Source organism: Variovorax jilinensis, assembly GCF_030316885.1.
In the GTDB taxonomy this organism is placed as follows: Bacteria; Pseudomonadota; Gammaproteobacteria; order Burkholderiales; family Burkholderiaceae_C; genus Variovorax; species Variovorax jilinensis.
In genome coordinates, this window is the sequence record NZ_JASZYQ010000002.1 from 515,887 (window position 1) to 535,285 (window position 19,399).

Sequence of the window (19,399 nt, forward strand, 5' to 3'; positions counted from 1 at the left end):
GCGCCCACGTGATCTACGGCATCGGCACCGACATCTGCGATATCCGGCGCATCGCCGCCACCTTCGAGCGGCAGGGCGAGCGCTTCGCCCGCAAGGTGCTGAGCGATGCGGAATTCGCGGTCTGGCAGGCGCGCAGCGCGCGGTGGCCGAAGCGCGGCCTGCGCTATCTCGCGACCCGCTTCTCGGCCAAGGAAGCCTTCAGCAAGGCGGTCGGCATGGGCATGCGCATGCCCATGAGCTGGCGCCTGTGCGAGATCGCGAACCAGAAGAGCGGCAAGCCCGTGATCGTGCTGCACGGCCCGCTCAAGGAGTGGTTCGAGGCCCGGGGCCTCAGCGCCCACGTGAGCGTGACCGACGAGACCGACTACGCGGCGAGCTTCGTGGTGGTCGAACGCAAAGAAGAATGACCGAAAACTCCCTGCATGCCCCGCTGATCATCGACGTCGCGGGCGTCGAACTCACGGCCGCCGACCTGCGCCGGCTGGCCGATCCCCGGGTCGGCGGCGTGATCCATTTCGCCCGCAACTGGCAGGACCGCGATCGCATGTGCGCGCTCAATGCCGAGATCAAGGCGCTGCGGCCCGATCTGCTGATCTGCGTCGACCACGAAGGCGGCCGGGTGCAGCGATTCCGCACCGACGGCTTCACGCGGCTGCCGTCGATGCGCGCGCTCGGCACGCTGTGGATGAGCGATCCGCTGCGCGCCACCCAGGCCGCCGTGGGCTGCGGGCGGGTGCTGGCCGGCGAGTTGCGGGCCTGCGGTGTCGACTTCAGCTTCGCGCCGGTGCTCGACCTGGACTACGGCGAGAGCAGCGTGATCGGCGACCGCAGCTTCCACCGCGATCCGCGCGTGGTGGCGCTGCTGGCGCGCAGCGTCATGCACGGCCTGCTGCAGGCCGGCATGGCCAACTGCGGCAAGCACTTTCCGGGGCACGGCTTCGTCAAGGCCGATTCGCACGTGGCAGTTCCGGTCGACCGCCGCAGCCTCAAGGCCATCCTGGGCGAGGATGCCCGGCCCTACGACTGGCTCGACGGCACGCTGGCTGCCGTGATGCCCGCGCACGTGATCTACCCGAAGGTGGATGCGCGGCCGGCCGGCTTCTCGTCCAGGTGGCTGCAGGCGATCCTGCGCGGCCGGCTCGGCTTCGATGGCGCGGTGTTCAGCGACGACCTCAGCATGGAGGCGGCACGCCGGATCGACGGCCGGCTGCTGAGCTACACCGATGCGGCCCTGGCGGCCCTCGATGCGGGCTGCGACCTCGCGCTGCTGTGCAACCAGAGCGTGGGCGATGGCGCCGTGCTCGACGAGTTGCTGGCGGGCTTCGAGGATGCGCACCGCAGCGGCCGCTGGCAGCCCAGTGCCGATGGCGAGCGGCGGCGCCGCAGCCTGCTGCCGCGCGGACCGGCGCTCGACTGGACTGCGCTGCAGGCCTCGAATGCGCATCGCCGGGCGCTGGCGTTGCTCGAGCGCCTCTAGAAGACGCCGGACGCCCGGCGGGCGATCAGGTCGCCCCGGGCTCGACCTGCACCTGCGGCGCCCAGAGCCGCGCGCCGCCGGCATCGAGGTGCGTCAGGTACAGCCGCAGATCGAATTCGAGCTGGTGGTAGTCGGGCTCCATGTGGGCGCACAGCTGGTAGAAGGCCTTGTCATGGTCGCGCTCCTTCATGTGAGCCAGCTCGTGAACCACGATCATGCGCAGCCATTCGATCGGCACCTCCTTGAACAGGCTGGCGACGCGGATCTCGCGCTTGGCCTTGAGCTTGCCGCCCTGGACCCGCGAGATCGTCGTGTGCGTGCCCAGCGCATTGCGGATCACGTGCAGCTTGTTGTCGAAGGCCACTTTCGAGAGCGGCGCGGCATTGCGCAGGAAGTCGGCCTTGAGTTCGCTCACGTAGTCGTACAGGGCGCGGTCGGTGCGGATGTCGTGCGCCTTTGCGTAGCGCTTCTGCAGGAAGTCGCCGAGCCGGCCCGCCGAGACCAGCGGCTCGACCTGGGCGCGCAGCGCCGCGGGGTAGGCGGCGAGGTATTTCACGCCGGATCGGCGATGCGCGTGCCGGCGGCTGCGTAGGCCAGCCCGGCCGCGACGCCGCCGAACAGATCGCCTTCGACCAGCTCGACGCCCGGGAAGGCCTCGCGCAGCGCCTGCTGGAAGGGCTGCAGCGCCGAAGAACCGCCCGTGAGGTAGATGGCGTCGAGCGCGGTGGGGCGCAGGCCGGCCCGCTCGACGCATTCGCGCGCGCAGTCGACCACGCGCCCGAGCAGCGCCTGCAGGTGCTCGGCAAGCCCGGCGCCGGTCAGGACTGCCTGCAGGCCACGCTCCGCGCAGGAGAGATCGATCGCGACCTCGGCGTCGCCGCCCGAGCTGCGGATCTTGGCGGCCTCGACCTCGCTCGCGATCCGGTGCCCTTCGCGGTTGACCAGCACGTTCATGAGCCGGTCGTGCAACCGCGTGTCGAGATAGCTTCCGCGCAGATCCTGCACCTGGCGGATCGACTTCGGCGTCTGCAGCCAGTTGATCAGGTGCCAGGTCGAGAGATCGAAGAAGGTGCGGCTCGGCACCTCGCGGCCCTGGGGCCCGTGATGGCGGAAGCCCAGCTGCGGCATCGCGCAGGCCAGGCTCAGGCGCTGGTCGTAATCGGTGCCGCCGATGTGGACACCGGTGGTGGCGAGCACGTCGTCCGCGCGGTCGGGGTTGTCGACGCGGTCCGGGCCCAGGCGCACCACGGTGAAGTCGGAAGTACCGCCACCGATGTCGACGATCAGCACCAGCGACTCGCGCGAGACGCGGCGCTCGAAGTCGAAGGCGGCCGCGATCGGCTCGTACTGGAAGCTGACCTCGCCGAGGCCGGCGTTCGACGCCGCGCGGCGCAGCGAATCCTCGGCCTGGCTGTCGCGCTTCTCGTCGTCGTCGACGAAGCGGATCGGCCGCCCCAGCACGACGCGCCCGGGCCGGGTGCCGAGCTGCCGGCACGCACGCTCGCCGATCTCGGACAGGAACAGCGAGATGATGTCCTCGAAGCTGACGAGCCGGTTGTCGACCTCGGTCGGCTCCTGCATGAGGGCGCTGCCCAGGATGCTCTTGAGCGAACGCATCAGCCGGCCTTCGGTGCTGGCCAGGTAGAGGCCCATCGCCTCGCGGCCGAAATGGGTGCTGCGGTCTTCCGAGTTGAAGAAGATCGCGGTGGGCAGCGCGCTCGCCGGGCCCTCGAGCAGCAGCGCCCGCGCGCGGCCGTCCGGGCCCACGCAGGCGGCGGCGGAATTCGACGTGCCGAAGTCGATCCCGATCGCGGGCGCGCGCGTGCTCAAGATTCGCGCCTGAGCGCGGGGAACAGGATCACGTCGCGGATGCTCGGCGAATCGGTCAGCAGCATCATGAGGCGGTCGATGCCGATGCCGCAGCCGCCGGTCGGCGGCATGCCGTACTCGAGCGCGCGCACGAAGTCGTGGTCGTAGAACATGGCTTCGTCATCCCCGCTGTCCTTGGCGGCCACCTGGGCATTGAAGCGCGCGGCCTGGTCCTCGGCGTCGTTGAGCTCGCTGAAGCCGTTGCCGAATTCGCGGCCCGTGATGTAGAGCTCGAAGCGCTCGGTGACCTCGGGGCGCTCGTCGTTGGCGCGCGCCAGCGGCGAGATCTCGGTCGGGTGCTCCATGATGAAGGTCGGCTGCCAGAGCTTCTCTTCGACGGTCTCCTCGAAGTACATCACCTGCAGGCTGGCCAGGCTGCGCTGCGAGAGCTTGTCCTTTTCCTCGCTGAGGCCGATCTTGCGCAGCGCGTTGACCAGCCACGCCGGGTCGTCCACGCCGGCACCGGCCTCGGTGTGCTTGAGGATCGCCTCGCGGATCGTGAGCCGCTCGAAGGGCTGGGCGAGGTCGACCGGCTTGCCCTGGTAGCTGAGCTGCTGCGTGCCCACGGCCTTGTCGGCGATGGTGCGGATCAGCGTCTCGGTGAAGTCCATCAGGTCGCGGTAGTTCCAGTACGCCGCGTAGAACTCCATCATCGTGAACTCGGGGTTGTGCCGGACCGAGATGCCTTCGTTGCGGTAGCTGCGGTTGATCTCGAACACGCGCTCGAAGCCGCCCACGATCAGCCGCTTGAGGTAGAGCTCGGGCGCGATGCGCAGGAACATCTCCTGGTCGAGCGCGTTGTGGTGCGTCTTGAAGGGTTTGGCGTTGGCGCCGCCCGGGATCGGATGCAGCATCGGCGTCTCGACCTCGAGGAAGTCGTGGCCCACCATGAAATCGCGCAGCGCGCTCACGGCCTTGCTGCGCGCGGTGAAGCGCTCGCGTGCGGTGGCGTCGGTGATCAGGTCGACGTAGCGCTGGCGGTACTTCTGCTCCTGGTCGGCCATGCCGTGGAACTTGTCGGGCAGCGGCCGCAGGCTCTTGGTGAGCAGGCGCAGCTTCGTCACCTTGACCGACAGCTCGCCGGTCTTGGTCTTCATGAGCGAGCCCTCGGCGCCGACGATGTCGCCCAGGTCCCAGCGCTTGAAGTCGGCGTAGGCCTCTTCGCCGATGCCGTCGCGCGTGACGTAGAGCTGCAGGCGGCCGGTGGCGTCCTGCAGGGTGGCGAAGCTGGCCTTGCCCATCACGCGCTTGAGCATCATGCGGCCGGCCAGGCTGACTGCGACCGGCGCCGCATCGAGCGCTTCGGCTGCCGTCTCGCGATGGGCCGCGATCAGCGCAGCGGCGCGGTCGGCAGGCTTGAAGTCGTTAGGGAAGGCAACGCCCTTGCCCTCGGCCTGGGCCGTGCGCAGCCCCTTGAGCTTCTCGCGCCGTTCGGCGATCAGCTGGTTGTCGTCGACCGCAGGGGCGGCGGCGGGCGCGTCGGGCGCGGGAACGGAAGGAGTCAGGTGGTCGGACATGGGGGCTGGAGTAGGTGCGCGGCAAAAACGCGCGCAACCCGCCATTTTAACGGGCCGCGCTAGGTCGCGATGCCGGCGCGGGCCAGCAGGTCGCTGGCCAGCTCGAGGCGCATCAGCGGGCTGTCGAGCGCCATCAGCCGCTGCCGCAGCTCGAGCGGCATCGGCAGCAGCTCGCACCAGCGGTTGGCGACCCAGCCGCAGTCCTCGAAGCGATAGGGCGCGGTGATCGGCAGCCGCGTTCCGCCGCCTTCCGCGCGCTGGCGCTCCTCGAGCGTGCGCACCAGGCGCTGCAGCGCGTCGCTCGTGTGCTGCAGGTCGTCCGGTACCGCGACCGACTGGTCGTCGGCCACGGCATCGACCTCGGCGGTCCACAGGCCGTGCTTCTGCAGTTCGCTCGTGCGCACGTTGAAGCGCTGGGTGCCCACGCATTCGATCTGCATGAGGCCGGCCTGGGGCGAATCGAACTCGCGGATGACCGCGAGCGTGCCGGTGGCGGCGAAGGCCTCGGCGCCGGCGCCCGCGCGGCGCACCTCGGCGCCCTGCGTGAGCGTGACCACGCCGAAGGGTGCGCCGGCCTTGTGGCAGCGGCCGATCATGTCGAGGTAGCGGACCTCGAAGATGCGCAGTGGCAGCAGGCCGCCCGGGAACAGCACGGTGCCCAGCGGGAACAAAGGGAGCGATCGCAGCAGGGGAGGGGTCGTCATCGTTGAACCTTGCGTGGCTATCATGGCATTCCGCTCACGACCACGCGCCATGTTCTATCAGATTCCCTCGTTCCTGCTCGACGTGATCGTCGGCCTCCTGGGCGGCGCCTGCCTGCTGCGTCTGTACATGCAGTTCCACCGCGTGCCCTTCGGCAATCCGCTCGGACGCTTCGTGTTCGCGGTGAGCGACTGGATCGTGCTGCCGCTGCGCCGCATCGTGCCATCGGTCAAGCGCTGGGATCTCGCAAGCCTGGTGGCCGCCTGGCTGCTGGTGCTGGCCAAGTTCCTGCTGCTCTGGCTGCTGATGGGCGGCGCCGGCCGCTGGGAGGTGCTGCCGCTGGTGTCGTTCATCGGCCTGCTGCAGCTGGCCGTCTCGGGGCTCACGGCGCTGCTGGTGGTCTACGCGGTGCTGTCGTGGGTGCCGAACGCGTCGTCGATGCTGCAGGACCTGATCGAGCGGCTCGCCCTGCCGCTGGTGCGGCCGTTTCGGCGTTTCATTCCGCTCGTGGGCGGCGTCGACCTTTCGGCGCTGGCCGCGATCGTGCTGCTGCAGGTGGTGGCGATCGTGCTCGGCAACGTGATGGCAGGCGCCTTCACGCTCGGGCGCTGAGGCTCAGTCCACTGCGTCGGCGGGCTGGCGCAGCAGCATGGCGAGCGTGCTCGCGACGGTCTTGCGCAGCTCGCGGCGGTCGCAGATGAAGTCGATCGCGCCCTTGGTCTGCAGGAACTCGGCGCGCTGGAAGCCTTCGGGCAGCGTGACGCGCACGGTGGATTCGATCACGCGCGGGCCGGCAAAGCCGATCAGCGCCTTGGGTTCGGCGATGACCACGTCGCCCACGAAGGCAAAGCCGGCGCTCACGCCGCCCATGGTCGGATCGGTCAGCACGCTGATGTAGGGCAGGCCCTTCTTGGCCAGCCGGGTCAGCGAGGCATTGGTCTTGGCCATTTGCATCAGCGACAGCAGGCCCTCCTGCATGCGCGCGCCGCCGGTGGCCGTGAAGCAGATGAAGGGCACCTTCTGCTCGATGGCGGTCTCGACCCCGCGCACGAAGCGTTCGCCGACCACGCTGCCCATGCTGCCGCCCATGAAATCGAACTCGAAGCAGGCGACGACCACGTTGATGCTGTGCACCGAGCCGCCGACCACCACCAGGGCATCGGTCTCGCCGGTGTTCTCGAGCGCTTCCTTGAGCCGCTCCGGGTACTTGCGGCTGTCCTTGAATTTCAGCGCGTCGACCGGCAGCACCTCCTGGCCGATCTCGTAGCGGCCTTCGGCGTCGAGAAAGGTGTCCAGGCGCGCACGGGCACCGATGCGGTGATGGTGGCCGCAGCTCGGGCAGACGTTCTGGTTGTGCTCGAGATCGGTCTTGTAGAGCACCGTCTCGCAGCTCGGGCATTTGATCCAGAGGCCTTCGGGCATCTGGCGCCGCTCGCTCGGGTCGGACGGCGTGATCTTCGATGGCAGCAGTTTTTCAAGCCAGCTCATGGTGCTCCTTGTTTGGCGGTGGATTATCCGCCAGCCGCGGACCGGGCCGTGGCGGGCGGGAGCGCGTCGAGCGCCTGGCGGATGCCGGCCAGGAATTCGCGCACCAGCGGCACCACGGCGTCGCGCGGCTGGCCCTCGATCAGCTGGATGATGCGGGTGCCGATCACGACGGCATCGGCCGCGGCGCCGACCGCCTGCGCGGTGGCGGCGTCGCGGATGCCGAAGCCGACGCCGACCGGCACGCTCACGTGCCGGCGGATGCGCGGGATCATGCGGCCGACCGCCTCGGTGTCGAGGTGGCCGGCGCCGGTCACGCCCTTGAGCGAGACGTAGTAGACGTAGCCGGTCGCCACGCGGCCGACCTGCGCCATGCGCTCGTCGGTGCTCGTCGGCGCGAGCAGGAAGATCAGGTCGATGTTCTTGGCTTTCAGCGCGGCGGCGAAGTCCTCGCATTCCTCGGGCGGGTAGTCGACCACCAGCAGGCCGTCGACACCGGCGGCGGCGGCGTCGCGGATGAACGCGCCCTTGCCGTGCACGCCGTCGTAGCGTTCCACGGGGTTGGCGTAGCCCATCAGCACGACCGGCGTGCGGTCGTCATTCCGGCGGAACTCGGCCACGATCGCGAGCACCTGCTTCATGCCGACGCCGAGCGCGAGCGCTGCCTCGCCGGCGCGCTGGATCACCGGGCCGTCGGCCATCGGGTCGGAGAAGGGCACGCCCAGCTCGATCACGTCGGCGCCGGCCTCGACCATGCCGTGCATCAGCGCGGGCGTGATGTCGGCGTAGGGAAAGCCGGCCGTGACGTAGGGCACCAGCGCGCGGCGGCCTGCCTGTTGCAGGGCCTCGAATGCGGCAGCGATCCGGCTCATCACTTGCCTCCCTTCACGCTCAGGCCGCGCATCGACGGCCGGTCGTAGAAGTCGACGCCCGAGAGATCGGCCACGGTGCCGATGTCCTTGTCGCCGCGACCCGAGAGGTTCACGAGGATGGACTGATCGGGACGCATGGTCTTCGCGAGCTTCATCGCATAGGCGAAGGCATGGCTCGATTCGAGCGCCGGGATGATGCCTTCGGTGCGGCACAGGTAGTGGAAGGCCTCCAGCGCCTCGGCGTCGGTGATGCCGACGTATTCGGCGCGGCCGATGTCGGCCAGGTAGGAATGCTCGGGTCCGACGCCGGGGTAGTCGAGGCCGGCGCTGATGCTGTGGGTCTCGGTCACCTGGCCGTCCTCGTTCTGCAGCAGGTAGGTGCGGTTGCCGTGCAGCACGCCCGGACTGCCGCGCAGGATCGAGGCCGAATGCTTGCCGCTGTCGAGGCCTTCGCCCGCGGCCTCGACGCCGACCAGCCGGGTGCGCTCGAACGGAATGTAGGGATGGAAGATGCCCATCGCATTGCTGCCGCCGCCCACGCAGGCGACCACCACGTCGGGCTGTCGGCCCTCGGCCTCGCCCGTGATGCCCTGGGCCGCGAGCATGGCCGGCATCTGCGCGATGCATTCGGTGCCGATCACGCTCTGGAAGTCGCGCACCATCGTCGGGTAGGGGTGCGGGCCGGCCACCGTGCCGATGATGTAGAAGGTGCTCTCGACGTTAGTGACCCAGTCGCGCATCGCTTCGTTGAGCGCATCCTTCAGCGTCTTGCTGCCCGATTCGACCGGCACCACGGTGGCGCCCAGCAGGTTCATGCGGTAGACGTTGGGGCTCTGGCGCTGCACGTCCTGGCTGCCCATGTAGACCACGCATTCGAGTCCGTAGCGCGCGCAGATGGTGGCGGTGGCCACGCCGTGCTGGCCGGCGCCGGTCTCGGCGATGACGCGCGGCTTGCCCATGCGCCTGGCGAGCATGGCCTGGCCGATGGTGTTGTTGACCTTGTGGGCGCCGGTGTGGTTCAGGTCCTCGCGCTTGAGGTAGATCTGGGCGCCGCCCATCTCCCGGCTGGTGCGCGCGGCGTGGTAGATCGGCGAGGGCCGGCCCACGAAGTGCGCGAGCTCGTAGTGGAATTCGGCCAGGAATTCCGGGTCGTCCTTGTAGCGGGCGTAGGCGTCGCGCAGTTCGCTGATCGCGTGCGTGAGGGTCTCGCTCGCGAAACTGCCGCCGTAGATGCCGAAGTGGCCGCTGGCGTCGGGTTGCTGATAGGTGTTCATGGTCTCGATTCGTTGGGCCGCCTGCGCCCGCGGATCGAGGCGGACAGGCGGTTAGGAAGCTGGGTTCGCAGCATCGGCGGCCCGCACGGCGGCCACGAATGCGCGGATCTTGTCGGCGTCCTTGATGCCCTTGGAGGCCTCGACGCCGGAGCTCACGTCAACGGACAGCGATTTGCAGCGTGTCCGCAACCGGCGAATGCCATCGCCCACGTTTGCAGGTGCGAGTCCACCACTCAAGACGAGGTGAGCGTCGACGGCGGGAGGAAGTAGTGACCAATCGAATGCCTTGCCGCCACCGCCATAGGCCTCGACATGGGCGTCGAGCAGGATGGCGTGGGCGCGGGAGTAATCGGACGCGTATTTTACGAGGTCGAAGGAGGCCCCGGCGGCGCCCAGCGGAATCCGGGCCGCGCGCAGCCAGCGATGGCGCCCCTGGCCGCTGGCGAGCCAGCAGTCCTCGGGTGTCTCGTCGCCATGGAACTGGGCCATCGCGCCGGGCACCTGCGCCAGCGCGTCCTGCACCGCGGCGGCGGATTCATTGACGAACAGCAGCACCGGCGTGACGAAGGGCGGCAGCCGGGCCGCCAGTTCCGCGGCGCGCGCGGCGCTTACGGCGCGAGGGCTGGCCGCATAGAGCACGAAGCCGATGGCGTCGGCGCCCGCCTCGACGGCCTCATCGACGTCCCTTTCGCGCGTCAGGCCGCAGATCTTGATGCGGGTGCGCGCTGGCAGGGTCGGGGAATTCATGGCGGGCCATCATACGCAGCGCCGCCGTCCTGCAGCGTCGCCTCGGGTGGAAGGCCCCAGCCGGCAGCGTAGAGCGGCCCGAGGAAGTAGAGGCCGGCCGGCGAGAAGGTCGGCGCAGCCGCGACACGACTGCGCGCGGCCAGCACCTCGGCCATCCAGCCGGGCGGCGCGTCGCCGCGTCCGATGCGCACCAGGCAACCCATGATGTTGCGGATCATGTGGTGCAGGAAGGCATCGGCCTCGAACTCGAAATGCCAGCGGCAGCGGTCGCCTTCGCCGTGGCGGGTGATCTCGATGCGGCGCAGCTCCTTGACCGGCGAGCGCGCCTGGCAGGCCGAGGCGCGGAACGAGCTGAAATCGTGCTGCCCGATCAGCACTGCGGCGGCGGCGCGCATGGCATCGCCGTCGAGGGCGTACATGGTCCAGCCGACCCGGCCGGCATCGAGGCTCGGGCGTACGGGCGACTGCGAGAGCACGTAGAGGTAGCGCCGCGTGAGCGCGCTGGCACGGCAGTGGAACTGGTCGGGCACCGGCTGCGCCCATTGCACCGCGATGTCGGGCGGCAGGTAGCGGTTGGTGCCGCGCACCCAGGCGTGGGGGGCACGCTCCACGGCAGTGTCGAAATGCACCACCTGCATGAGGCCGTGGACGCCGGTGTCGGTGCGGCCGGCGCAGAGTGTGGAGATGGGCTGGTCGGCGAAGCGCGCCAGCGCAGCCTCGAGCTTGTCCTGCACCGTGCGGCCCGAGCGCTGGCTCTGCCAGCCCTCGTAGGCCTGGCCGTTGTAGCGGATGCCGAGCGCCAGCCTCACCGTGCGTTCGGCGGCCGCATCGCGGCTCAGCGCAGCTGACCGAGCAACTGCTTGGCTTCGGCCTTGATGTCGCCGGCGCTCTCGGCGGCCACTTCCTCGACCAGCGAGCGGGCGCCTTCGACGTCGCCGAGTGCTTTCAGCTCGCGCGCCAGCGACAGCTTGATGGCGTGCGGGCTCTCGCTGCTGTCGTCGATCGATTCGAGACGACCGCGCTCGGTGTCCGGCGCGGCGCGGCCCGACAGCCCGGCCAGCGAGCTCATGTCGAACTCGATGAAGCCGGAATCGGCGGGCAGACCGGCGCGCAGCGGGGCCGGCTGGGTGCGTTCGTCGTCGTTCCGGGGCGAGGGACGTGCGAGCGGTTCGAGCGCGCCGGGCGCGGTGTCGAAGTCGTTTTCGAGGTTCGGATGGGCCGGTGCGAAGCTCGGCGCCGGCGCCGGTCTGGCTTCGAACGGGGCCGAAGCCGTCGCCTCGATGTCGGTGGCCTGGAAATCGGTGTTGCGCGCCGGGGACGGGGTCAGCGGCAGGCTCGCCGTCACGGTGGACGGAATGGTGTCGATCGGTGCCGGCCGGCTGATCTCGAGGTCGAAGTCCAGCGGTGCGACCGAGGGCACGAAGGCCGGCGGGGCGGCCTCGGCGAGCGGTGCAGGTGCCGTGGCCGGGGCCACGGGCGAAGGGGCCACCACGGCACTGGCAGCGGCCAGCGAACCGGCAAAGGCCGCTGCCTCGGCGGCGGAGACGCCACCGCGGCTGCTGCCGCTCTCGTACAGCGGGTTGCCCGGATCGAGGTCCTTGCCGAGTTCGACGACGCGGTTCCAGTCGCTGCCGGTGCCGCCGGTCAGCTTGTGGACGTCGGCGGCCAGCGCTTCATACGCGCGCAGGTCGCGGCGCTTGGCGTGGATCTCGAGCAGCTTCAGGTGGATGGCAGTGCGCTCGGGGTTGACGCGCAGCGCCTCGCGCAGGATTTCCTCGGCCTGCAGGTCGCGGCCGTAGGCCAGGTACACATCGGCTTCCGCGACCGGATCGACGTCGCCGGCATCGAGCTGGCTCGGCGAGTAGGACAGCGAGGACACCACGGAGTTGCCGCGGGCCTTGGTGTCGACCGATTCGCCGCCGCTGGCGCCGAAGAAGGAATCCTTGGGGATGCGGCTCTCGATGAAGACGCTGTCGCCCGCATCGCGGCGCTTGCGGCCCAGGACGCGGTAGAGCAGGAAGGCGATCAGCAGCGCGATCAGCGCGGCCAGGCCCGCCATCAGGGGGTTGTCCAGCAACTCGGCGAAGAAGCCGGGTTGTGGCGGCGGCGGTGGCGGTGCCTTGGCTGCCGGCTTCGGTGCGGCGACGGGCGGGGTGACAGCGGGTGCCGCGGCTGCTGGCGTGCCGGCAGCCGGGGCGGGCGCGGCGACCGGCGCGGTGGCGGCCGCGGGGGAGCCCGATGCGGCTGCTGCAGGCACCGATGCGGCCGGTGCGGTCGTTGCCGGCGTTGCGGCCGGCGGAGTGGCCGGCGGGGTGAGGGCGGGCGCTGCTGGCGCGGAGGCCGTCGCCGGGGTGGTCGGGGCGGGTGCAGCCGCGGTGCCAGCCGGCGTGGCGGCAGGGGTCGCCGGAGTGGCCGGTGCGGTCGGCGCTGGTGCGGGCGTTGCCGCCGCGGGCGCAGTTGGCGGGGTGGAGGTGGCCGGTGCCGGCGCGGCGCCGCTGGCGGCCTGGAGCCTGTTCAGCTCGGAGATGTTCTTGCTGAGCTCGGCGACCCGCGCGTTGCTGGCCTGCGCCTGGCGTGCCAGGGCGATCTGCTCCTCGGTGGCCTTGCCGGGCGCGAGGCCCTGCGAGATCTTGAGCTTGTCGGTCGCGGCGTTGGCCGCGTTGCGATCCTCGACGTTGGCCTGCAGCTTGCCCGAGGTCTGCCGATCGGCGTCGGCGAGGCGCGAGGTCGGGGCGTTCTCGGCCAGCTTGCGGCGGTATTCGCCGAAGTCCTGGCTTTGGGCCGTGACGGTGCGGCGCGCCTCGGCCGCGGGAATCGCCTCGGCCTGCGGTGCGCCCGGCAGTTCGAGGACGGCGCCGGCCTTGATGCGGTTCACGTTGCCGCCGATGAAGGCGTTCGGATTGGCGCGCAGCAGGGCGACCAGCATCTGGTCGAGCGAGACATCGGCCGGCTTGTGGGCCGCGGCGATCTTGCCGGCGGTGTCGCCGGCCTGGACCCTGACCTGCTCGCCATTGCTGCCGGTGCCACCGGTGCGCACCGGGGCTTCGACCGGTGCGGCGGGCGCTGCAGCGGCGGGGCGTTCGCGCCGGGCCGCCGGGGCGGCCGGGACCACGGCCGGCGCCACGCGCTGCGGCGCAGCCTGGGAGATCTGCGGAGCGACCGGTGCCACCGGCGCGGCGGCCTGGCGGCTGGTGGGCGGATCGAGCAGCACGGTGTAGTCGCGCACGATGCGGCCCGCGCCCCAGTTGGCTTCGAGCAGCAGGTCGATGAAGGGTTCGCTGACGAGCCGGTTGCTCGTGAGGCGCACAACGTAGCGGCCGTCGGTGCGCTTCTGGACGCCGACGCGGACGTCCGACAAGGCGGCGTTGTAGGGCACGCCGGCAGCGCGGAAGGCCTCGGCCGACGCGATGTTGACCTTGAGGCCGTCGGCTTCGGCGGCCGTGATCTCGGTGATGTCGATCTCGGCGCGCAGCGGCTCGCCGAGGGCGGACTGCACGTTGAGGCGGCCCAGCGCGAGCGCACTGGCGTCGACGGCGAAGACCGTCAGCGCCAGACCCACCGCCGCGCTCAGAACCGTGAGGCGGCCGCGGCCGATCAGGGTGTGATCCGGAGAGATGGCCGAGGGGCGGGCCGCAGGCAACGGGAGTCGTGTCATGCTGGTAGGGGGCAGCTCGGCCCAAAAGTGTAAGGGGACGTTAACATCAACACCTTGCACTGACAAGGCGACAGGCCTTATCTACCCAGTGCGTGCAAACTTCGTCATGCATTCGCCGTTGCGGGCGAGCAACGCCGCGAGCCCCGCGAAGGACTCGCGGGCCCGTTTCAGGCTTCGAGCAGGATGCGAAGCATGCGGCGCAGCGGCTCGGCGGCGCCCCACAGCAGCTGGTCGCCGATCGTGAAGGCGCCCACGTATTCCGGGCCCATGGCGAGCTTGCGCACGCGGCCGACGGGGATCGACATGGTGCCCGTCACCGCCACCGGCGTCAGGTCGCGCACCGTCGCCTCGCGCGTGTTGGGCACCACCTTCACCCATTCGTTGTCGGCGGCGATCAGTGCCTCGATGTCCGCCAGCGGCACGTTCTTCCTGAGCTTGAAGGTCAGTGCCTGGCTGTGGCAGCGCATGGCGCCGACGCGCACGCAGAAGCCATCGACCGGCGTCGCGGCGGTGCCGAATCCCGCGCCCTGACCCAGGATCTTGTTGGTCTCGGCGCCGCCCTTCCACTCTTCCTTGCTCATGCCCCATTCGGCGTCGTCCTGGGACTTGCCGAGGCCGAGGTCCTTGTCGATCCAGGGGATCAGGCTGCCGCCCAGCGGGGCACCGAAGTTGGCGGTCTCGGCGGCCGACAGGGACTGCTGCTTGGCCAGCACCTTGCGATCGATCTCGAGAATGGCCGACTTGGGGTCGTCGAGCAGGGCGCGCACTTCGGCGTTGAGGGTGCCGAACTGGGTCAGCAGTTCGCGCATGTGCTGGGCGCCGCCGCCCGAGGCTGCCTGGTAGGTCATGCTGGTCATCCACTCGACCAGGCCGGCCTTGTAGAGCGCGCCCACGCCCATCAGCATGCAGCTCACGGTGCAGTTGCCGCCGATCCAGTTCTTGCCGCCCTTGGCGAGTGCGTTCTGGATCACCGGCAGGTTGACCGGGTCGAGCACGATGATCGCGTCGTCCTTCATGCGCAGGGTCGAGGCGGCGTCGATCCAGTGGCCCTTCCAGCCCGTGGCGCGCAGCTTGGGAAACACCTCGGACGTGTAATCGCCGCCTTGGGCGGTGATGACGATGTCGCACTTGGCGAGCGCGGCGATGTCGTGGGCGTCCTTGAGCGTGGTCTCGTTCTTGGCCATCGCGGGGGCCTTGCCGCCCGCGTTGGAAGTCGAGAAGAAGACCGGCTCGATCAGTCCGAAGTCGCCTTCGGCCTGCATGCGGTCCATCAGGACCGAGCCGACCATGCCGCGCCAGCCCACGAGGCCGACCAGAGGTTGATTTGCGTTCGCCATAACAAAGTGCCCTTGTGAAAAAAGAAACTGTTTTCTCTTTGCGCCCGGCTCGTCAGAGCCGGGGGAGGGCGTGACGAAGCGGGCTGCGGTTAGCCGGTAATCGTCTTTTTGGTGATCGAAGCGGAGAGTGCGGCCACCACCGCGTCGCCCATTTCGCGGGTGCCGACCCGGGTCGTGCCCGCGGACCAGATGTCACCCGTGCGCAGGCCCTGCGCCAGCACGGATTGGACCGCCGACTCGATACGGTCGGCAGCCTCGGGCTGGTTGAGGGAGAAACGGAGCATCATGGCAGCAGACAGTATTGTAGCCAAAGGGTTGGCAACCCCCTTGCCGGCAATGTCGGGCGCACTGCCGTGGCTGGGCTCGTAGAGGCCCTGGTTGCTGCTGTTGAGCGAGGCCGAGGGCAGCATGCCGATCGAACCCGTGAGCATCGCGGCCTCGTCCGAGAGGATGTCGCCGAACATGTTGCCGGTGACCACGACGTCGAATTTCTTCGGCGCCTTGACCAGTTGCATCGCGGCGTTGTCGACATACATGTGGTCGAGCTCGACGTCCGGGTATTCCTTTCCCACCTCGGTCACGACGTCCTTCCAGAACTGGAAGGTCTCCAGCACGTTGGCCTTGTCGACGCTGGTCACGCGCTTGCTGCGCTTGCGCGCGGCCTGGAAGGCCACGTGGGCGATGCGCTCGATCTCGGGGCGCGAATAGCGCATGGTGTCGAAGGCTTCCTCGGCGCCGGGGAAGTGGCCGTCGACCGCGGTGCGGCGGCCGCGCGGGGCGCCGAAGTAGATGTCGCCGGTGAGCTCGCGGATGATGAGGATGTCGAGGCCCGAGATCAGCTCGGGCTTGAGGCTGGAGGCGCCGACCAGCTGTTCGTAACAGATGGCGGGCCGGAAGTTGGCGAACAGGCCCAGGTTCTTGCGCAGGCCGAGGATGGCCTGCTCGGGCCGCAGCGAACGCTCGAGCTTGTCGTACTTCCAGTCGCCGACCGCGCCGAACAGCACGGCGTCGGCCTCCTTGGCCAGCTTGAGCGTGGATTCGGGCAGCGGATGGCCGTGGGCCTCGTAGGCGGCGCCGCCGACCAGGGCGGTTTCCATCTCGAACTTCAGGTCGAGGGTGTCGAGCACGCGGACGGCTTCGGCGACGATTTCGGTGCCGATGCCATCACCGGGGAGGACTGCGATTTTCATGAGCTTCAGAGCATTGAGTTGAGAGATGGGAACAGGCCGGCGCCGGGCCGCCCCAAGGCGGCCTGCGGCCCCCTCGGGGGGCAGCGACTACACGAAGTGAAAGAGCGTGGGGGGCATGACCTTCAGGCGATGAGCTGGTGCGAGAGCCAGGGCTTGGCCGCCAGCCGCTCGGCCTCGAAGGCCTTGATCTTGTCCTTGTGGCGAAGCGTCAGGCCGATGTCGTCGAGACCGTTCATGAGGCAGTACTTGCGGAAGGCCTGGACCTCGAACGGCAGCTCGCCGCCGTCGGGCTTGACCACCACCTGCCGCTCGAGGTCGATCGTGAGCTGGTAGCCCGGAAAGGCCAGCGCCTCGTCGAACAGCTGCGCCACCTGTGCCTCGGACAGCACGATCGGCAGCAGGCCGTTCTTGAAGCTGTTGTTGAAGAAGATGTCGGCGTAGCTCGGCGCGATGATGGCGCGAAAGCCGTACTGGTCGAGCGCCCACGGCGCATGCTCGCGCGACGAGCCGCAGCCGAAGTTCTTGCGCGCCAGCAGCACCGAGGCGCCTGCGTAGCGCGGCTGGTTCAGCACGAAGTCGGGGTTGGGCTTGCGCGATGCCGGGTCCTGGCCGGGCTCGCCCGGATCGAGGTAGCGCCAGGCGTCGAACAGGTTGGGGCCGAAGCCGGTCTTGCGGATCGACTTGAGGAACTGCTTCGGGATGATCGCGTCGGTGTCGACGTTCTCGCGGTCCATCGGTGCCACGAGGCCCTTGTGCACGGTGAATTTCTGCATGGTTGTCTTTCTCTGGGCAAGGTCTCAGGCAAATTGGCGCACGTCGACGAAGTGGCCGTGCACGGCAGCCGCCGCGGCCATCGCCGGGCTCACGAGGTGCGTGCGGCCGCCGGCGCCCTGGCGTCCTTCGAAGTTGCGATTGCTGGTCGAGGCGCAGCGCTCGCCGGGCTCGAGCCGGTCGGCGTTCATCGCGAGGCACATCGAGCAGCCCGGTTCGCGCCATTCGAAGCCCGCGGCCTTGAAGATCACGTCGAGCCCTTCGCGCTCGGCCTGCTCCTTCACGAGCCCCGAGCCCGGAACCACCATCGCGAGCTTGACGTTCTTGGCCACCTTCTGGCCCAGGCGCTTGACCATGGCCGCAGCCTCGCGCATGTCCTCGATGCGGCTGTTGGTGCACGAGCCGATGAACACCTTGTCGATCAGGATGTCGTTCATGGGCTTATTCGGCTCGAGCCCCATGTAGGTCAGCGCGCGTTCGATCGCACCGCGCTTGTTGGCGTCCTTCTCGCGGTCCGGATCGGGCACCCGGCCATCGATCGGCACCACCATCTCGGGGGAGGTGCCCCAGGTGACCTGCGGCTTGATCTGGGCGGCGTCGAGCTCGACGACGAGGTCGAAGTGCGCGCCGGGGTCGGACTGCAGCGTCTTCCAGTAGGCAACCGCCTGGTCCCATTCGACGCCGGTGGGCGCCAGCGCGCGGCCCTTCACGTAGGCGATGGTCTTGTCGTCGACCGCCACCAGGCCGGCCCGGGCGCCGGCCTCGATCGCCATGTTGCAGACCGTCATGCGGCCTTCCATCGAGAGATCGCGGATCGCCGAGCCCGCGAACTCGATCGTGTACCCGGTGCCGCCCGCGGTGCCGATGCGGCCGATCACGGCCAGCACGATGTCCTTGGCGGTGCAGCCCAGCGGGAGCTTGCCCTCGACCTTCACGAGCAGGTTCCTGGCCTTCTTGGCGAGCAGGGTCTGCGTGGCCATCACGTGCTCGACCTCGCTGGTGCCGATGCCATGCGCGAGCGCGCCGAAGGCGCCATGGGTGGAGGTGTGCGAATCGCCGCAGACCACGGTCATGCCGGGCAGCGTGGCGCCCGATTCGGGGCCGATCACGTGCACGATGCCCTGGCGCTTGCTCAGGAACGGGAAGAAGGCCGCGGCGCCGAATTCCTTGATGTTGGTGTCGAGCGTGGTGATCTGCTCCTTGCTGATCGGGTCGGTGATGCCGTCGTAGCCCAGCTCCCAGTGGGTGGTCGGCGTGTTGTGGTCGGCCGTTGCCACCACCGAGCTGATGCGCCACAGCTTGCGGCCCGCCTCGCGCAGGCCCTCGAAGGCCTGCGGGCTGGTCACCTCATGCACCAGGTGGCGGTCGATGTAGAGGATGGAGGTGCCGTCTTCCTCGGTGTGGACGACGTGTTCGTCCCAGAGCTTGTCGTAGAGCGTGCGTGCCATGGAGGTCTTCTCTTTCGTGGGGAATGGTGTTCTTGCGGCTTCAGGCGGCCAGGCGATCGGGGTTCGCGTCCGATGCCTGCAAATGGGTGACGAGCAGGCGCGCAGCCACCGGCAGGGTCGAGAAGTCGCGCGCGATGAGCCGGATCTGACGCCGGGCCCAGGCATCCTCGAGCGCGACGCTTTTCAGGCGCCGGCCGATGCCGCCCTGCATGAGTTCGAAGGCGCGCAGCGGCATCACGCCGATGCCAAGGCCGTTCTCGATCATGCGGCACATGGCATCGAGGCCCGTGACGTGGATGCGCAGCCGGATGCTGCGGTTGGCCGCCAGCGCCGCCTCGTGCATGGCGACGTAGATCGAGCTGTTGGTGTGCAGGCCGACGTGGTCGAAGTCGAGCGAATCGGCAAAGGCGATGCTGCGCTGGCGGGCGAGCGCGTGGGTGGCCGGAACGATCAGCGCGAGCTGGTCGTCGCGGTAGGGCAGGCTCTGCAGGTCGATGCCGTTGTCGGCCAGGTGGCAGACGCCGAGGTCGGCCGCGCCTTCCTGCACGGCGCGCACCACCTCGCTGCTCAGGTGTTCCTCGAGGTCGATCTTGATCGCATCGTGCGCCTGGGTGAAGGCGCCGAGGTCCTCGGGCAGGAACTGCACGATCGCCGAGATGTTGGCGTGCACCCGGACGTGGCCGCGCACGCCATCGGCGTACTCGCTGAGTTCGCCCTGCATCTTCTCGAGGCTGTAGAGGACGGAGCGCGCGTGGTGCAGCAGGCTTTCGCCAGCCGGCGTCAGGTCGACGCCGCGCGCGTGCCGATAGAGCAGAGGGGTTCCGAGCGTGCCTTCGAGGTCGGAAAGGCGCTTGCTGATGGCCGAGGCGGCGATGAATTCGCGCTCCGCGGCACGCCCGATGCTGCCCAGTTCGCAGACGGCCACGAACAACTGCAGCGATGTGAGGTCGATGCGTCGGGCAAAGCTGCGTTCGGAGGAGGTCATGGGCTTGGGCATCTCGTTCAGAGATGGAGCCCGCTATTTTCTCTCCGATTTGGCCGTTAAGCCATCGCCA

18 protein-coding genes are annotated in these 19,399 nt (G+C 69.2%); 3 read left to right on the top strand and 15 right to left on the bottom strand.

Features of this window, described 5'->3' with window-relative positions:
• Positions 1-8 precede the first annotated feature (8 nt).
• Positions 9-407, top strand: a complete 399-nt coding sequence (gene acpS / locus QTH87_RS09480) for a holo-ACP synthase (RefSeq protein ID WP_286608661.1) — start codon at positions 9-11, stop codon at positions 405-407.
• A complete protein-coding gene (gene nagZ, locus QTH87_RS09485; protein WP_286608662.1) occupies positions 404-1,477 on the top strand; it encodes a beta-N-acetylhexosaminidase in 1,074 nt (357 codons plus the stop codon). The genes acpS and nagZ overlap by 4 nt, the downstream gene beginning before the upstream one ends.
• Before the next feature lie 25 nt (positions 1,478-1,502).
• On the opposite strand, the gene QTH87_RS09490 is transcribed toward nagZ, so the two are convergent.
• The 4 genes from QTH87_RS09490 to QTH87_RS09505 are packed head-to-tail and all read right to left on the bottom strand — an operon-like array spanning position 1,503 to position 5,567.
• Positions 1,503-2,033, bottom strand: coding sequence for a M48 metallopeptidase family protein (locus tag QTH87_RS09490; protein ID WP_286608663.1), 531 nt, complete (start codon positions 2,031-2,033; stop codon positions 1,503-1,505).
• Positions 2,030-3,310 (bottom strand): Hsp70 family protein, encoded by a 1,281-nt coding sequence (locus tag QTH87_RS09495; RefSeq protein ID WP_444812774.1) that lies wholly within the window; start codon positions 3,308-3,310, stop codon positions 2,030-2,032. The genes QTH87_RS09490 and QTH87_RS09495 overlap by 4 nt, the downstream gene beginning before the upstream one ends.
• Complete coding sequence (gene lysS / locus QTH87_RS09500; protein ID WP_286608665.1) at positions 3,304-4,863, bottom strand: lysine--tRNA ligase; 1,560 nt, start codon at positions 4,861-4,863, stop codon at positions 3,304-3,306. The genes QTH87_RS09495 and lysS overlap by 7 nt, the downstream gene beginning before the upstream one ends.
• Before the next feature lie 59 nt (positions 4,864-4,922).
• On the bottom strand, positions 4,923-5,567 hold the full coding sequence (locus QTH87_RS09505) for an LON peptidase substrate-binding domain-containing protein (RefSeq protein ID WP_286608666.1): 645 nt from the start codon (positions 5,565-5,567) through the stop codon (positions 4,923-4,925).
• Between the two features lie 49 nt (positions 5,568-5,616).
• Here QTH87_RS09505 and QTH87_RS09510 point away from each other — a divergent pair, with 49 nt between their 5' ends.
• The gene (locus QTH87_RS09510; RefSeq protein WP_286608667.1) at positions 5,617-6,177 is read left to right on the top strand and encodes a YggT family protein; all 561 of its coding nucleotides are present in this window, start codon (positions 5,617-5,619) and stop codon (positions 6,175-6,177) included.
• A 3-nt stretch (positions 6,178-6,180) separates the two neighbouring features.
• Here QTH87_RS09510 and accD read toward each other — a convergent pair whose 3' ends face one another.
• The 11 genes from accD to QTH87_RS09565 all read right to left on the bottom strand — a co-directional run bounded on the left by accD (position 6,181) and on the right by QTH87_RS09565 (position 19,329).
• A complete protein-coding gene (gene accD, locus QTH87_RS09515) occupies positions 6,181-7,053 on the bottom strand; it encodes an acetyl-CoA carboxylase, carboxyltransferase subunit beta (RefSeq protein ID WP_286608668.1) in 873 nt (290 codons plus the stop codon).
• Positions 7,054-7,076: 23 nt separating this feature from the next.
• Entirely contained in the window at positions 7,077-7,922 is an 846-nt protein-coding gene (gene trpA / locus QTH87_RS09520) for a tryptophan synthase subunit alpha (RefSeq protein ID WP_286608669.1), read from the bottom strand.
• Positions 7,922-9,196: a tryptophan synthase subunit beta gene (gene trpB, locus QTH87_RS09525; RefSeq protein ID WP_286608670.1), complete on the bottom strand. Its 1,275-nt coding sequence runs from the start codon at positions 9,194-9,196 to the stop codon at positions 7,922-7,924. Before trpB ends, trpA begins: the two co-directional genes overlap by 1 nt.
• Before the next feature lie 51 nt (positions 9,197-9,247).
• Positions 9,248-9,943 carry a phosphoribosylanthranilate isomerase gene (locus tag QTH87_RS09530; RefSeq protein ID WP_286608671.1) on the bottom strand — a complete coding sequence of 232 codons (696 nt, stop codon included), beginning with the start codon at positions 9,941-9,943 and terminating at the stop codon, positions 9,248-9,250.
• Positions 9,940-10,752: a tRNA pseudouridine(38-40) synthase TruA gene (truA, locus tag QTH87_RS09535; RefSeq protein ID WP_286608672.1), complete on the bottom strand. Its 813-nt coding sequence runs from the start codon at positions 10,750-10,752 to the stop codon at positions 9,940-9,942. The genes QTH87_RS09530 and truA overlap by 4 nt, the downstream gene beginning before the upstream one ends.
• Positions 10,753-10,778: 26 nt before the next feature.
• The gene (locus QTH87_RS09540; protein WP_286608673.1) at positions 10,779-13,598 is read right to left on the bottom strand and encodes a FimV/HubP family polar landmark protein; all 2,820 of its coding nucleotides are present in this window, start codon (positions 13,596-13,598) and stop codon (positions 10,779-10,781) included.
• Positions 13,599-13,765: 167 nt separating this feature from the next.
• Positions 13,766-14,935, bottom strand: a complete 1,170-nt coding sequence (gene asd / locus QTH87_RS09545) for an aspartate-semialdehyde dehydrogenase (protein WP_286608674.1) — start codon at positions 14,933-14,935, stop codon at positions 13,766-13,768.
• A gap of 89 nt (positions 14,936-15,024) precedes the next feature.
• Positions 15,025-16,125, bottom strand: a complete 1,101-nt coding sequence (gene leuB, locus QTH87_RS09550; RefSeq protein WP_286608675.1) for a 3-isopropylmalate dehydrogenase — start codon at positions 16,123-16,125, stop codon at positions 15,025-15,027.
• A gap of 122 nt (positions 16,126-16,247) precedes the next feature.
• On the bottom strand, positions 16,248-16,898 hold the full coding sequence (gene leuD, locus QTH87_RS09555; RefSeq protein WP_286608676.1) for a 3-isopropylmalate dehydratase small subunit: 651 nt from the start codon (positions 16,896-16,898) through the stop codon (positions 16,248-16,250).
• A 24-nt stretch (positions 16,899-16,922) separates the two neighbouring features.
• Complete coding sequence (gene leuC / locus QTH87_RS09560; protein ID WP_286608677.1) at positions 16,923-18,344, bottom strand: 3-isopropylmalate dehydratase large subunit; 1,422 nt, start codon at positions 18,342-18,344, stop codon at positions 16,923-16,925.
• 40 nt (positions 18,345-18,384) lie between these two features.
• Complete coding sequence (locus QTH87_RS09565) at positions 18,385-19,329, bottom strand: LysR family transcriptional regulator (RefSeq protein ID WP_286608678.1); 945 nt, start codon at positions 19,327-19,329, stop codon at positions 18,385-18,387.
• Positions 19,330-19,399: the final 70 nt, after the last annotated feature.